Origin of the sequence: Bacillus sp. EB01 (genome assembly GCF_000613125.1) — a bacterium.
GTDB lineage: Bacteria > Bacillota > Bacilli > Bacillales > Cytobacillaceae > Bacillus_D.
Window position 1 is genome coordinate 1,592,872 of record NZ_HG964497.1, and the last position, 14,882, is coordinate 1,607,753.

A 14,882-nucleotide genomic window follows, 5' to 3' on the forward strand; every position below is an offset into this window, starting at 1 on the left:
TCTATAAATATAAAGGAAAATCATGGGGGAAAAGAAAATGCATGACTTATTAACGAGAATCCAAGAAGATTTTTTTGTGGAAATGGTGTGGATTATACTAGGTTTTGTTCTCACTAGCGCCACTCTTCTTGGGCGTTGGCTATATAAGAAGTATCAAACGAAGCAAACCTATAAGAAAATTTCTAAGTTGAAACCTATTACGGAAAAGGACTTAAATATTATTAGCATTGGAAATGCTATGCCGCATTATGAAAAAATTACGGTGGAGCACTCCAACAAAAAGCTTTTTGTAGATTTTCCTGAAGAGCTGAAAGAGGAAATTGCGAAGAAGGTTAAAAAAGATATTGATCCAAAAAAGAATCCATACATATTTCATCCTGATCGGTCATTTAATGGGCAGGGAAACTTTAATGATATTATTGCCGAAACCGGTATTGCCAATCTGGGAGATTTAATTGAAAAGCATAGACGTATTGTTGCGCAGGACTTTCTTGAGAAAAAGAATGGAGCTTACTTCAACGGAAAAAAGTATGGTGTTTATTCGATTGATAGTCATGGACGATTGGGAGAGGAGGAAGCATCAGTATTAGAGATATGTGTCTTTGACACGGACTATTTCACCCACAAAGTTTTTCGTTCCATTTATAACGAGCTTAAACAAGAAAACCACCCGATATCCACAGTGGAACGAGAAAATATTTCGAAATATAAAGCCTTTACCACTTCTCTTGGAATAAATGCTTATGTCTTTACTGATTCTCCTTCTGGAGAGTCGATCCTTATTAGCAGAAGATCCTCAGCTGCCAGTGAAACCAGAGGCCAAAAACCTTATAACAGTACAATTATGGAAGGCTTGTCACAAACAGATAAGGACATACAAACAGGTGAAATCAGTGTAGAGGATTGCTTATTTAGAGGATTATATGAAGAATTGGGTGTTCCGTTGCAGTTTCATAAGGATAATCATACAGAGGTCTTTTTTCATGATATCTTCCTTGAAAGAAACTTTTTTGAAATTGGCCTAACAGCTAAGGTAAAAATGAATGCTAACTATGAGCAGGACATCGAGCCTTTGGTGGGACAGGATAAGGCGCTTGAAATCGACGAAATTGTACCACTTCCTTTTAAAGGTCCAGAACTTAATAGGTTCATTTCCAATCATACCTTTATGAAACAAGGTCTTTATACATTAAGTATGGTAGCTATAAGGAAACAAATAGTTCTCAAACAACAGAAAGGGAGATAAAGCCCTAGGTTTTAAGGTGTCTGTCAAAAATCGCTATATAGAATATCCATGGTCGTCAAGGCACTTTTATATTAATCCTGCATAGTAAAACCAAAAGGCTCTGTGAACCCCATAAGTTCACAAAGCCTTTTCCATTTATTATTCAACCCAATCTGTGAAACGCCATCCCGTGAAACAAGAAAATCCGGGAAGTGACAGGCACCTACCCAACCTAGAAATCGACCATCCGCCCGGCCGTTTGCGGGGCAGCGGATTCCGGAGCCTTCACGATGGCAAGCAGACTGATTTTTTCAATGTTATGTGGCTTAAGGTTAAGCACTTCGGTAAATTCTTCAAATGTACGGAAGCCACCATTTTTCGTACGTTCCGATATTGCCCGTTTTGCCAAAATAAACCCAACACCCGGCAGCTGTGCGAGTTCCTTTTCAGTCGCTGCATTCAAGTCAAGAAGGGGCTCCGCCGATTGAATCTGTGGCGGTTCAAGTGAGCTTTGGACGTCCACTGCCGATTTAGGTGCAATTCTACCTTGTTCCTTAACCTGCCCTACTAGCGTGACGTCTTGCAAATTGCCATTAGGAGTAATATTCATCTCCGTTGTTTTTTCATGATTCGGGGTCTGTTGCTGATCTATAGTGGATACCTGACAGATCGACTGTTCCTCAGAAGACCACGTTGTTTGACGTGTTTCTTGCTGAGCTACCATGCGCGGTACTTGCTTTCCTTGTGACTGTTTCCGCTTTACTCCATATTCAGACTCGATTTGGCCGCGCAGCCTTTGTTCCTTATCCTGGTTGATTGACTGTAGCACTTCAAGCCGAAGAAGGTATTCCTTTCGAATTCGAAATGCATGAACAATGGAAAAAATCCAGACAAACAGTCCGAGCATCAGGAGAATATCAGATTGCCACTGGTCCTCATTGAATACTTCAAATGAAAGAAAGGGTAAAATTAACAGGATGCCATAAATACACCCCCAAATGGTCCATTTTCTGTGATTGACCTTTAAGCTAATAAATAAAAAGGCAAATGAAGTGAATAGAAAGGTAAAAGTTAAAAGAATCCACCAAGAGTTCACGATACCCCATAATACGCTTTTCTTCGTTGGTACCATTGATTTTTCCTCCTCTAGAAATCTACAATTCTACCTGCTTTGACTTCAATAGGAAGAGATGAAAACCAGACGAGCGGTTTCAGTTTCTCGACTACGTGTGGTTTGAGGGAAAGAAGCACACCCAACTCTTCTAAAGACCGTATACCTCCGCGCCGTTCCCGTTCCTGAATGATCAGCTTGGCGCTGTTTAGCGTCATCCCCGGCAGGCAAATCAATTCATCAAGAGTCGCCTTATTAATATCAATTGAAAAAACACTTTCTTGCGGCTCTTCAAACAAGGTTTCGACGTCCCTATTTTCTCTGACAGGCAGTGGCGGAGGTGAAGAGGTGGAGGATACAGCCAATTTAGCAAAAATTTCTTCCTCCAACAAAGGGCTCCAGTCATTCCTGCCCTTCTTCCAAACAAGCGTCTCGCCAACATGAATCTGTCCTGTTTCTGCAAGCCGTTCCACTGTACTTCTATCATAAGGGCCAAACCGCTGTCCATTGGCCGCTAAATGCCATTCTTCTTTGGCTGGGTCCTGTAGCGTCGTTTTTTCCTCAGGCTCTAAGGCAAAAAGTGATTGAATTTCCATCAGAAGGCTGCACAGTTCTTCGTTTTTCATTTGGGACCCGGACATCCCGAATACGCAGCCTTCCCCAATTTCGAGTTCCCATTTGCCTTTTATCTGGATAGTGGCGGTACGGAATTCATTCCAAGATACCGAGTTCTTATGACTGACAATTGTCCAGTCATTATCCCAATAAAGGCCCCCGGTACAAATGGCAAGTCCGTTTTTGGCACTGCCGAAAACGGTCGCATCGACAAGCGCAATCACTTCATCACTATCAGGGATGGAGTAATTCTCCCTTGCCGCCTCCAGCTTTTTGGCTGGAATCAATTCAGCAACATAATAGGAGGGTCCGGAAAAGTCCTCACAAATCCTTCGAATGCCTTCCAAATCAATCGAACCCGCAGGTTCATCACTTAAAACAGGACGGTCAACTTCCAATCCACTCTCCCTAAAGTAATAACGAATATCCTCAAGCAGGGCCATTAGCGCATGGGATTTCATCGAACTACCACCCAGGATGCAAGAGAAACCGGTTCTGAAAACAACTTCTCCAATTTTCGGCGTCATTGGCCCCATCTCAAGGAACTTCCGCCACGTTATCCTGTGTGTTCCTGTTGTATGCCAGTAAAACCCATGCATCCCAATTGCAATAGCCTTTTTACAGCTGCCAAATACCCTGCAATTAACCAATGCCAGAACCTTATCCGAATCAGGAATAGGAAGATTAATCATCGCATTCGCCAATTTTTTAGGGGGAATGTCATCGCCTATGTAAAAATCGACGCCACTGTACCGTCTGCAAATCTCAATGATGTCTGTTTCCACCGCCATATCGTCACCCCTGAATATTCAATGTAATCACAATAGAATTGTCATCGAGGACCTCTTCCGATTCGATGGAAAGGTTCTTCGCAGCCGCTCGCTGTTTCAGCTTTTCATAGACAGCGGACTGCAGGCAGCGCTTGTACTCTTCATCGATATCAGACATATACATGAACACCTCATGCATGTCAGGCGGATTCTTTAATTCCACCGTAAAGGGCGTACCAGCGCCAGTCTGCCTGAACGTCATGGGTGTGCCCTGAATGGTGCAGACAATTTCCCCGTTGTCTTTTCGATAAGGATTCACGCCAAAATCCTTCAAGGTCTTTGTCAGTAAATCGCCGTCCATGAAATTGGTTGGAAAAATCTTTACGGCATCCTCCTGCACCTGAGCCCCTATGTCTTCCATTCCCGTGACGAACAGCTTTCGGTCGGACTTTACTTCAAGATCCTTCATAAACCGTTCCAACACCGGCATAGAGTCATATTTGCTGAAAACGGCATGCCACTTTCCATCAATACGCTCCCAAAAGAAGAACTGCTTTTCGCCGTCAAGATGGGTTTTAATGCTCCCGCCCCATTTCTCGGCATCATACCCGGCCATCCGCACAGTCCGGACCAAATCCAGTTCATTTTTAAACGTTGTCGACACCTTCATCTGCGCTGACTCAACCCAGTCATTAAATTTATCCTTGCCCATCACGACCCGGAGGGCGAGGGCGAGCGGTATTAACGCGAGCGAAACCGACATTACAATTCCTCCCTTGTTATCCTCTGTTCCGTTTCTCTTTAAATGAAAAAAAGCATCGTTTATTAAATTCAACAATAATTATTATTACTTTATCAAACTATTCATTATTTTAACATGAATAAAAAGGGCGTTTTAGAATGTTGTATATATAAATGTCGCTTGAGATTGGCAGAGTTGCTAATAGTTCATATTAGGGTTCAAAGTAAGTATCGAAACTTAAAGGAATTCAGGATATTCCTAGAGTTCTCTATTCCAGTGGCTGATATTATTTAGTTAAAGGGTTAATGGTGTCTAAAAACAAATATAAAGGGAGAAAGGTTGAGTCAATTGGAAAAATCAAATCGTTCCGACAGGTTCACCTGGAATCTGGAGAGGTTACATTTATCCCTCCTTCAGAAAACGCTAAGGAGAAAGAAGAGGATAAAGATAAGGGCAAAGAGGAGGACACAGAGCAGGATTAGCATCACATGTTGTTTCAGGGTCCATCTCCTCAAGGTGCCAAGAGGGCAAATTTTTTGTCCATTAACTCATGGAGCAAGTAGACCAGCACTTCTGTACCTTTCCCCAATCACAAAAAGACCCCATTATAACTGCGGAAGCTGTTATAATGGGGCCGACTCATTCAATCTCTTATGTAACCTCACAACAAAGAAACTCTGAAAATGAACTAAATAAACCGTCCCTGTCTTCACTCTGCATACCTACCGAATGAAACACAAAGTATAAGTCAAAGAGAAATTAACAAATGTCTTCAATTGTTCTTATAAACTCCGTCTTGAGGGGAAGAATGAAGCTGGAGAGAGAATGCAATTAACTTATACAGCAACATCACTTCATAGCTTCTTATATAATTCCTTCATTGCCTTCTCCACCTTAAACAGTTCACTTTGAATACTATATACATGAATCCCTGATTTCGTTAAAACGCCAATTAATCTTTCAAACGAACGCAGAGAATCTTTATTTATTTCATACTCAATGGATGTTAGCTCTTTAATCATATTACTGATGAACTGCTGTCTTTCTTGATGAATATCTTCTATATTGGATAAAGGTTTAGTATTAGAGCTTTTCAGCAAAATATCTTGCCATTTTTCTTTTTTAATATCTTTTTTCAAATCCAATTGTCTTTTCATGACCGTAACTAATTCAATTAAACTATTTTCTAATTGCTGGAACTCTTTCTTAGCAAGGATTTTCTTGAGTTTGTCTGTTACCCGCCAGCTTTGTCTTAACCCTACATAAGCACCCACCAGAGGCAACACTATAACAAACGCTCCTCCTGAAAAAAGCGTACTCGCTGCAAACGTGAATGCTGCTTGTCCTGCAGCGGCTAACGATGCACGGCTCGTAGTATCAATAATCACATTCCGGGCAGCTAGCTGCAAAGGCAATTGTTCCTTTACAACACGCCTGAGATTATAAAAGGAACTGACACCTGCAGAAATCCAGGGCAGTTCAAAATCAAGTAGGTCCTCTGCATGGGATAACGTAGATTTTGTTGCATCGATTACTTCTTCTCTTGTTACTCCGGCACTGTAAACATTCGTGTTATCTGAATAATATTCGGCCAATTCATCATTTACGTATACCGGAATATCAGGATAGCGTTCTAAGTGTTCATCAACAATGGATTTATTACTGCCACATTTCACTTGAAATTTTTCCCCATCAATAAGGATATCCCATCCCGCTTGATTTGAAGTTTCCGGAAACTGAACATCATATCCAGCTGCCTCCAACTTTTGGGCAATCATTTGTTCAGCAACATACCCTTGTAACTGTGCCATATCTCCCGTAGCTAAATCTATATCTACTGTTTTGGCAAACTGGGACAGTGAAAATAATGAACTTAAATCCTCACTGCGGGCAAAATCGATACCTTCTACAATCTTGGGATTGATCATAAGAAAGTCATACAAAAATTCACCTGCACTAACTCCAGCAATGATGTTTGTTTCTTCCGATAGACTTGGATTCCCAAAAAGTCTTGCACCTTTTCTTCGGCCTTTATTGGAAATGGCACATTTCATTGCCTGATCAAATTCTCCCTTTCGCCAATGATTCCAAAATTGTTCATTCCGAATCATACAATATCCCCTAAACCATAAATTTCTTTTTGCAACTTTCGCAGTTCATCTTGCTTTTGTTGAAGAAAACTATTTACTGTTGAGCGTTTTTGTTCAATATCCCTTTTTCGTTCATTTAATGTTGCCAATTCATTACGTATCTTTTTTTCGGTCTCCACGTAAGAAATTGCTTCATCACATTCATTTTTTAATGCAGATGGACGAATGGAGATTAATTCGATTGCTTGGTTTCTTTTTAATTCTTCAATTTGTTTGTTTAATTTGTTGATGTCACTTTCCAAAGAGAAATTGGAGAACATCCCGCCTACTTTATCTAAAAAGGAACTCTTCTGTTTGTTTCTTCTAATAGAGTCTTTTGTATTTCGGATTTGTAATTCTAAATTCGTTATTTTAGAGTTAGTATTTTTGAAGTTCTCCGTCATCTCATGTTCACTTACTTGAGTCAATTTTCCGGCAAGTTGATTAAGTATTTTGTTATAACCACGAGTGGATTCCATTAATTGATTATTTTTTACCGAAATATTTTTAACGGTAGCCGCCAAGTTCTCAGATACAATTGTATAATCTTTTTGGTAAACAGAAATTATTCCCAACAATTCATTTTGTTTAGAAAAATGCTTAGACCATTCCTCAATGAAGGAGTCATATTCCGTTACACTTGAATCGTCCAATAATATCGGCAGCATTAGTTGAACAATCCCCATTAGTAAAAGAGTCCTTTTCACCTTTTTACTTTGTGCCAGCATCATCATCCCACTTGCTCCGCCAACTAAAATCAAACCAACTGGCCCAGTCAAAACAGATAATACCGACGTTGCAGTCATATAAACTCCAAATGGTAATGTTAATCCTAGCAAACCAGCTGTCCCGGCAAGTAAAGACGTTAATGTGGTATATGCGGCAAATCCAGCAATTTCTACAATCACAGCCAACAAAACGGCACTGCCTTGAGTCGCAATTACCTTCTTTATCGTCGAATTTGTGACAGCATCAATGTTTAATTTTTCCTTAATTTTTCTTTGTTGCTCTATTGGCAGAGATTCAATAAACTTTTCAATTTGATCTGCGAAATTATCTTGTTGTTCAGCAGTCAAATTATTTAGTTCACCGCCAATTGACTGGAATATTTGCTGCATTTGGTATAAAGATAATTGACTATCGAGTTGCAAATGATTATTTCTAGTTGCAAACTCAAGATACTTTTTATCCTTTTTCAGTTGATACGCATGTGCCTTTTGAAGAATTTCACCGCACTTGTTCTCTATTTCATAGGATGTAGTATAGATAGAGCCTGATAACTCAAATTCCTTTGTCATATGTAAAAACAATTCCAACCGGAGCTTGTTATCATCAACATTTTTAAGTTTTGCAATTTCTATATCCAGCTTCTGTTGTGAATGATCTATATTCTTTTCAAAAAGGTCTTTCGTTTTATTAGCTATCATTTGAAAAATGCCAGTTTCCATAACCAAAACATAGATTAAACGTAATTGTTCACCGCTGGATGCCATTAAACCTTGGGCCAAGGATTTCCCTGCCATTCAAACCGCCCCCTCTCTTGCTCTACTACTTTAAGTTAGTTACTATCCGAATTCCTTCTTATCATTAATAAAATCGGAAGTTTTGTAAAAAGGTTTAAGATGGAAACAAACAAAAAGAGGCTGTTCCCTACGAAAAGGAAAAGCCTCATTACACTAATTATACAATTGAAATAAGATAACCAATGCTTCAAAACAGATATCAAGCGCAAGGCACTATCGAGCTGATTTAGACAAATATTTATTTCACTTCTTGGAACGCCTCAAACTTATTCGTATCAAACCCGTTCTTAATACTATTGCCGGAAAAAGCGCTAGAATTGATCCGATAAAAAAGTCATTAGAATCCACACCTGTACTTGAATCAGTATTAAAAACTGCATGCTGCAACATGAACAAGCCAAGGAATATAAGAGTAATGATAACCATAGCAGTAACAGTCCCTATCACGTATGCTTTCATACTATTGACTTTCCTGAGCTTAGGTGCAGTTACGAATAAGGACAGGATGAAAAAAATGACCGCTGCAGCATAGACTAGCAGGGTAAACTGCAAGTAGTTTACCTGCTCCCTAATTCCAGCTTCCTTGACCTCGGCAATATACATTGCATTCGATATCAGTAGCATTTGAACACTAAAGAGCATGACGACAAGAAAAATGAATCTGGCGTTTTTCATCCAGTTTTCTAGCTCGAACTTTTTTAGAAGCAGGAAGCCATGTCCAAATATACCAGCATAACCAATAACAATACCACGAGGGAAAGGTTGAATATTCCTGTAAACTTAGTAATGTCGTAAATAGACAGAGAATGAAAAAGCCTACTATAATGAAGCGAAAATTCTTTTTCATGTCTTCCCACTTTACAAATGAATGCCGTACTTTCATTCCAGTTCCTCCTCGTGTTCTCACCAACCAACGGAATTTACCATTTCCTATATGAGTTATTTTAAAACAAAAGGTAACTTTTTACTATTTTCATAGTGGTAAATCTAACTTCTTAGAAAGTCCTTCATCACAAAGCCCGCTAGGCAATCCTGCTTAGCGGGCTTCATCTTGCCATTTATTTTTTAAAAAATTGGCCTATGCCATTAAGGAAATTAGTATTTAGCACCCAGCCCGGGCCGACTTTAATTCCAATCGTCCCCTAGATATATTACTACTAAGCGTATCTTTCCGACTTCCTACATGTAAGTGGCTTACAATCGATGAAAGAAGCAGGGGATTGTCTAACTTTTCATATGAATTGCCCAAGCGGCCCTCTCACAACGGTTGATCAGCCACTGTATAACTTTTTTGTGTTCCGATTTTCCTGTAGGCTCGGATTTTATAATAGTGCGTTTTTCCTTTTGTTAACTTCGTAAGTTTGTTACTACCAAAGTTTAACAAAATACTATTCTGGAAAATCTTTGGATAAGAGTTTTGTGATTTTTTTAATTGCTGTGTGCTTAATTTTTCTTACATATTCTTGGGAAATCCCAAATACCATTCCTACCTGTAAATTTGTTCTTGCTCTACCATCATCTAATCCATAAAATAACCTTATTACATTTTCCTCTCTGTCTTTCAGATTTTCTCTCATAATATTTCCTATCTTAATAATCAATTGTTCGTTTATTATCATTTCTTCAAAAGGCATTGTAGTTCTATCTTCAAAACACTCTACTTCCCCTTGCGGAAAACAATTTAAAGATGACGGATAAATAGCGAAAAGCAAATAAAGTTCATTTCTACTAATAATTCTATTCTCAACTAATATTGATAAATCATATACTTCTTCACTTAACTTTTGATCAACAAAATTATTTATTTTCCTCAAAACAGATACGGAATTTGTTGGAATATCAAATGAGGTTAAATAAAAAGGTATTGAACGCCAAACTTTTCGTTTAATTTTCCACTTTGCATAAGAACTAAATCTATAACCAAACCGATAATCGAATGTTTCGATTGCCTCTAACAGGGCTATATTACCTTCTTGAACTAAGTCCTCAATTGGAATACCATTATCAACATAATATCTAATAATTCTAGGTACAAAAGTAAAGAATCTATAAAAAATTTCTTCCTTTGCTTCTTTATCTCCTTTTTCAATCCTTTTGAAAAGTTCAACCTCTTCATAATAATTTAATCGATTGGAAGAGCACTCTCTTTTTATCATCCTAATTTGACCAAGATATGTTCTAATAGGTTCATAATACTCTTTATCTGTCTTTTTATAGCTAAAATTAACTCTATTTGTGAATGCGGATAAATCATTGTATATTTTCATAATCCTAGTAAAACCCGACTCCCTTATATACAAACTTAAACCATTAGTAGTATTTATTATCGGTAAATTTATTAAATATTTTAGATGCTTAAAATAATTATAAAAAGCTGTAGTAATGTCTAAGATGGGGTTTATTCTAGGCAGAAAAGAGTAGCAAACTTACTTAATTTGCTGATTTCCCGTCAAAATTAGGAAAGCCTGCATTACTGCATACTTAATCCAGTATCAATGAATCTAGGTTTATTTAAGCAAGGGTATCCGAATGGGTGCCATTATTACTTAATTACTCTTTTGTTTTCTGAAAAAAGATAGTATTATATCTTTATATATGTTTTAGGGGGGCCATTTTCCCGGTTGGGGCACTAGCAGCGCTATTTGTACTACTATTAGTCCTACAAATGCTGTTTACAGCTAAAAAACATCTGGAGGTGGCTGATATGGAAAATAACGGATGTATTCTTGATTGTTTAGCTGTGTTTTCAGGTCAATTAACTGGTATCGCTGGGTCCGCCCTTGTGACAGCTGCTATGTCCCCCTAAGCCATATAGCCGCATTCTTATTAGAAAAATCTATGATTTATTTAGGTAAGATGGGCATCCAGAGCGGGTGCCCTTTTTACTTAATTCCCCACTTGTAATTGACTTCTTCTTAGCTAAATGGCATAGAAGGTACACAATTCCTTTAAAGTTAACTCTTCAATTCTCTTAAACAAGACAGCTTCTTCGGTGCTTCCTTTCTTAGGTTTAGGATGTCTAGTTGACTCCTCTCCAGTGTTAATATTCCCACCATGTGCAGCCACGTCTGTTAGCATATTAACGGGTAGACTTGAAATCGCAAAAAAATAGGGATGTATCTGCAAAGAGCTAATCTGTGGTGATAGCCGCTACGACTTATACCCTCCCGTTTATAAAATGGCCCCTCGGATAATAATCCATAGTTTCATTGTAACAATGGCCTTAAATAGTTAAGGAGACCTGAATTAAGAAAAACCCCAAAGTACAGGCCCTTATATGCTTGACACTTCTTCTATTTTTGCGATGATATAATTAGTAAGAAAATTGGAATTTTTAGGGTGATACAATGTCCAAGTCTGCTAATGAGCTTTTTCAGCCTTCGCTTCAGGATGGCTGGAGTAAAACAAAATCATATGATATCAACCATTTCTTTCTTGTCGCTTTTTTTGGTGGGCCTATTCCGATGATGGTGCTTGGGAGCCGGAATGCGAAGTGGTTGAATGTGCCGAAGCAGCATATATATTTGCTGGTGGCCATAGGTGTCGTGGTGCAGATTTTCAATTTGGTGATGTTTTATATGTACAGCAATGATGCTTTTGCTGAAGGAAACAGGATGCCGCGTCTTTCGATGCAGATTCTCTCGATTCTTTTGTTTTTTCTTTACAAATTTGTGCTGAACAAGCCCTATCAGCAGCATATGCGGACTGATGGGGAAATCCTGCCTTTGTTTAAGCCTGCCTTGCTGTGGATACTTATTGGAGCCGGGATTCAGTTTGCTATTATGGTTGCGGCTTCTATGATAACTGGAAGCGTGGAGTGATAATGCTATGATGATTCAGGACAATCAAAATGATGAAGCAGTGATTGCGCATTATTTTAGGATTGGCAGATACGAGGCGGCAGCTCCACTCATTGAAAACCTGCTGCGGCAGGATCCCAAAAACGTCACTGCCTTATATCAAATGGCGGTAGTGGAACTATCCAGGGAAAACTTTCAGGAAGCTAGGGAACTCTGCCGAGAAGCATTGCGATTTGGCTATAATTCAATCATCGGGTATCACTTCCTTGGCGTGGCTTATCAGCAGGAGGGGAAGTTAGCTGAGGCAGAGGAAGCCTATTTGGCTGCACTTGAAAAAGATCCGCTCGATGAAGAATTGATTGCTTCCTACGGCGGTTTGATGCTTCAAGCCGGCCTTTATGAAAAAGCATTTGCGTTGCTGGATCGAGCGAGGGAGCTGGAACCATACAGTGAAAAAGTGAATCAGCTTTTATTGGATTTCTACTTTGCTAAGGACGATAAGAGCATGCAGCGGGAATATATCCGGAACGTCATGGAGACGTCGGCTGATGAGGTGCAGAACCTGACAAACATGGCGATGTTCCATGTGTTAAAAGGGGAATTGAAGGAAGCGAGAGAATGTTACAGACAAGCGTTTCTGCTCAATCCCGAGGACCGGAATATCCTGGCATTGCTGGAGTATTATGATACTGTGTCCCACCCTCTTTTTGCCCCTCATCGTCTTATGGGAAAAATCGGCGGGCCGGCTGTCGCTTGGCTTGGGTTTATCGTAATCAGCATCCTGTTAGTTGAGCTGAATCTGCCTAATCTGCTCGCCATCTTTGTCGTTGCTTATGTCTTTTTTGCCATTTCCACATGGATAACCCCTTTATTTTATAAATGGTTCGTGAAAGGCAGGCTTTAAATGGATAAAATAGCGATTTACCAGTCAATTCTGGAACGAGATGAGGACAATTATCAAGTTCAATTTTTACTTGGAGAAGAATATCTGAAAAGCGGAAAGCTATCAGAAGCGTTGCAAGCTTTTTCTGCAGCTTTAAAGGGAGAGGACCCGGCTCTGGAAGAAGCAGTGCTTTCTTCTCTCAAACAGTTTCTTAGTTTAGAGTCCAATCAATTTGATGCTGAGTACCCCATAGAACCTCGTGATGAACCTGTCCAACCCGATGAGCCAGACACCAGCAGTCCTGCTCCGGCTGAAGAAGTGCCTGCTTCAAAGACAAAGGGCTTTAAGGTTATTGAGGGACGAAAACAGGAGAATGTGATTTTACTAGGGAATCATATTTCTAGGAAGGTCACGTTCGAAGATGTTGGCGGCCTCCATGATTTAAAGAAAACGATTGAAATGAAAATTATCAAACCATTTAAGAACCCGGGGCTTTTTGCGAAGTTTCGAAAAAAAGCTGGCGGCGGAATACTTTTATACGGTCCGCCAGGCTGCGGGAAAACTTTTATTGCCAAAGCGACTGCCGGCGAATGCCGGGCCAATTTTTATCCTATCCATATTTCAGAAATTCTTGATCCGTATGTTGGCGTAAGTGAGCAGAACCTTCATAATGCATTTGAAACAGCTCGTAGCAACTCACCTGCTGTTGTCTTTTTCGATGAATTGGATGCCCTTGGTTTCAGCCGCTCGAAATCGCGTTCCGATTTGATGCGTCCGTTGGTCGACACGATGCTGAATGAACTTCAAAGCGTGGAAACAGCGAACGAAAAATTGCTTGTTATCGGCGCGACCAATATGCCGTGGGATGTGGATGATGCCTTTAAGCGACCAGGCAGATTTGATAAACTCGTCTTCGTCCCGCCACCGGACCGGGAAGCACGAAAAGCCATTTTTCAATTGAAGCTCAGCGGCAGGCCGGTCGAAAATGGGATTGTCTTTGATATCCTCGCTGACCGAACCCCACTCTATTCAGGTGCTGATATTGAAAATATAGTAGAACTGGCATCTGAACAGGTTTTATCCGAAATCATGGATGGTGGCCCTGAACGACCTATTACAATGGAAGATTTACTGGAAGCCATCAACAAAACGAAACCAACAACACTGGAATGGCTGTCAACGATCAAGAATTATATTAAGTATGGAAACCAGGGCGGCATGTACAATGAAGCCGCAGCTTATATAAAGGAGAATTTGTAAAAGCCGGTCACGGGACCGGCTTTTTTGCTGCAATTGAACTCGTTATCCCTTGAATTTGCAACCCGAGGGCAATTTCACATTATTTTCAACCTTTGGACCTTGATCGGGACGGCCGTTTTCATCATCCTGACCGACATCCTGGAAGTGCCAATCAGCGAAGAGACTTACTGATCTGTCGTTCGCTTGGGAATGAGCTATATCATCAGCCAGGCCCACGTCGACGCGAAAAAGGTTCAAAAATAATTGGTTAAAACAAAATATTAAAAAACTAACAAATTGACTAAAAATAAGCTTCCAAATACCTCCTAATTGGTTATAATATTTTTGAAAAATAACCAATTAGGAGGTTTTCCTTTTTGAAGAAGATTCTTGCGATCACCTTGCTGTTCAGTTTAATAGGTTGCTCCAAAATCGACTCCGAGAAGACGGTTAAAGTAGTTGCCGAAGAACCTTCTAAAGTGGAAGAAAAGGATGAAACGCGACCTGTCGAAAAAGAGCCTGATGGAGTCGAACTATCTAATGATGTAGAATTAAAATTTAGATACTTTGACAGAGTTCAGTGAACTAGTTAGTGGTATCGCAGAGGAAATGAATGCCGAGCAACAACCAGGATGCTAATAGAGGTTCAAATCGTTTCAACGAAAGGTTTAGAATTGGGTTATGGAGATGACCTGAACAAAATCTTACAGAATTGGATTTGGCTCTCCGATAATAGTGTGGTGGATGATGAAGTCCATACCCAGGAGCAGATAGACGAATGGACAAACCGATTCTTTGATACTCTCGAGAAACCACGGATACACTGAAAGAAATGATAGATAGCT

The 14,882-nt window shown here is 39.8% G+C and carries 13 protein-coding genes; 6 read left to right on the plus strand and 7 right to left on the minus strand.

Annotated features, from left to right (window positions below; translation table 11 throughout):
- The first annotated feature begins 37 nt into the window (after positions 1–37).
- A complete protein-coding gene (locus TY16_RS07075) occupies positions 38–1,246 on the plus strand; it encodes a hypothetical protein (RefSeq protein WP_052342632.1) in 1,209 nt (402 codons plus the stop codon).
- Positions 1,247–1,457: 211 nt separating this feature from the next.
- On the opposite strand, the gene TY16_RS07080 is transcribed toward TY16_RS07075, so the two are convergent.
- Genes TY16_RS07080 through TY16_RS07090 form a run of 3 tightly spaced genes read right to left on the minus strand, consistent with a single transcriptional unit; the run spans position 1,458 to position 4,484 of the window.
- A complete protein-coding gene (locus TY16_RS07080; RefSeq protein WP_043931126.1) occupies positions 1,458–2,357 on the minus strand; it encodes a ComEA family DNA-binding protein in 900 nt (299 codons plus the stop codon).
- Between the two features lie 14 nt (positions 2,358–2,371).
- Positions 2,372–3,742: a GYF domain-containing protein gene (locus TY16_RS07085; RefSeq protein WP_043931127.1), complete on the minus strand. Its 1,371-nt coding sequence runs from the start codon at positions 3,740–3,742 to the stop codon at positions 2,372–2,374.
- A gap of 4 nt (positions 3,743–3,746) precedes the next feature.
- Positions 3,747–4,484: a hypothetical protein gene (locus TY16_RS07090; protein ID WP_043931128.1), complete on the minus strand. Its 738-nt coding sequence runs from the start codon at positions 4,482–4,484 to the stop codon at positions 3,747–3,749.
- A 287-nt stretch (positions 4,485–4,771) separates the two neighbouring features.
- On the opposite strand from TY16_RS07090, the gene TY16_RS26100 reads away from it, so the two are divergent.
- On the plus strand, positions 4,772–4,945 hold the full coding sequence (locus TY16_RS26100) for a hypothetical protein (protein ID WP_155922172.1): 174 nt from the start codon (positions 4,772–4,774) through the stop codon (positions 4,943–4,945).
- A 372-nt stretch (positions 4,946–5,317) separates the two neighbouring features.
- Here TY16_RS26100 and TY16_RS07095 read toward each other — a convergent pair whose 3' ends face one another.
- From TY16_RS07095 to TY16_RS07115, 4 genes are all read right to left on the minus strand, one after another.
- A complete protein-coding gene (locus TY16_RS07095) occupies positions 5,318–6,574 on the minus strand; it encodes a hypothetical protein (RefSeq protein ID WP_043931129.1) in 1,257 nt (418 codons plus the stop codon).
- Positions 6,571–8,115, minus strand: a complete 1,545-nt coding sequence (locus TY16_RS07100; protein WP_043931130.1) for a hypothetical protein — start codon at positions 8,113–8,115, stop codon at positions 6,571–6,573. Before TY16_RS07100 ends, TY16_RS07095 begins: the two co-directional genes overlap by 4 nt.
- Positions 8,116–8,358: 243 nt before the next feature.
- Positions 8,359–8,790 carry a hypothetical protein gene (locus TY16_RS07105; protein WP_155922174.1) on the minus strand — a complete coding sequence of 144 codons (432 nt, stop codon included), beginning with the start codon at positions 8,788–8,790 and terminating at the stop codon, positions 8,359–8,361.
- A 713-nt stretch (positions 8,791–9,503) separates the two neighbouring features.
- Entirely contained in the window at positions 9,504–10,382 is an 879-nt protein-coding gene (locus TY16_RS07115) for a sigma-70 family RNA polymerase sigma factor (RefSeq protein WP_043931134.1), read from the minus strand.
- A 1,080-nt stretch (positions 10,383–11,462) separates the two neighbouring features.
- Here TY16_RS07115 and TY16_RS07120 point away from each other — a divergent pair.
- From TY16_RS07120 to TY16_RS07140, 4 genes are all read left to right on the plus strand, one after another.
- Positions 11,463–11,936, plus strand: a complete 474-nt coding sequence (locus tag TY16_RS07120; RefSeq protein ID WP_043931135.1) for a hypothetical protein — start codon at positions 11,463–11,465, stop codon at positions 11,934–11,936.
- Between the two features lie 7 nt (positions 11,937–11,943).
- A complete protein-coding gene (locus TY16_RS07125) occupies positions 11,944–12,819 on the plus strand; it encodes a tetratricopeptide repeat protein (protein WP_043931136.1) in 876 nt (291 codons plus the stop codon).
- Entirely contained in the window at positions 12,820–14,058 is a 1,239-nt protein-coding gene (locus TY16_RS07130; RefSeq protein ID WP_043931138.1) for an AAA family ATPase, read from the plus strand.
- 356 nt (positions 14,059–14,414) lie between these two features.
- Positions 14,415–14,621 carry a hypothetical protein gene (locus TY16_RS07140; RefSeq protein ID WP_043931140.1) on the plus strand — a complete coding sequence of 69 codons (207 nt, stop codon included), beginning with the start codon at positions 14,415–14,417 and terminating at the stop codon, positions 14,619–14,621.
- Positions 14,622–14,882: the final 261 nt, after the last annotated feature.

Excerpts from the sequence above, each read along its gene's own strand:
- TY16_RS07075 (WP_052342632.1), top strand. The coding sequence starts at position 38 with ATGCATGACTTATTAACGAGAATCCAAGAAGATTTTTTTGTGGAAATG.
- TY16_RS07080 (WP_043931126.1), bottom strand. The coding sequence starts at position 2,357 with ATGGTACCAACGAAGAAAAGCGTATTATGGGGTATCGTGAACTCTTGG.
- TY16_RS07085 (WP_043931127.1), bottom strand. The coding sequence starts at position 3,742 with ATGGCGGTGGAAACAGACATCATTGAGATTTGCAGACGGTACAGTGGC.
- TY16_RS07090 (WP_043931128.1), bottom strand. The coding sequence starts at position 4,484 with ATGTCGGTTTCGCTCGCGTTAATACCGCTCGCCCTCGCCCTCCGGGTC.
- TY16_RS07095 (WP_043931129.1), bottom strand. The coding sequence starts at position 6,574 with ATGATTCGGAATGAACAATTTTGGAATCATTGGCGAAAGGGAGAATTT.
- TY16_RS07100 (WP_043931130.1), bottom strand. The coding sequence starts at position 8,115 with ATGGCAGGGAAATCCTTGGCCCAAGGTTTAATGGCATCCAGCGGTGAA.
- TY16_RS07105 (WP_155922174.1), bottom strand. The coding sequence starts at position 8,790 with ATGAAAAACGCCAGATTCATTTTTCTTGTCGTCATGCTCTTTAGTGTT.
- TY16_RS07115 (WP_043931134.1), bottom strand. The coding sequence starts at position 10,382 with ATGAAAATATACAATGATTTATCCGCATTCACAAATAGAGTTAATTTT.
- TY16_RS07120 (WP_043931135.1), top strand. The coding sequence starts at position 11,463 with ATGTCCAAGTCTGCTAATGAGCTTTTTCAGCCTTCGCTTCAGGATGGC.
- TY16_RS07125 (WP_043931136.1), top strand. The coding sequence starts at position 11,944 with ATGATGATTCAGGACAATCAAAATGATGAAGCAGTGATTGCGCATTAT.
- TY16_RS07130 (WP_043931138.1), top strand. The coding sequence starts at position 12,820 with ATGGATAAAATAGCGATTTACCAGTCAATTCTGGAACGAGATGAGGAC.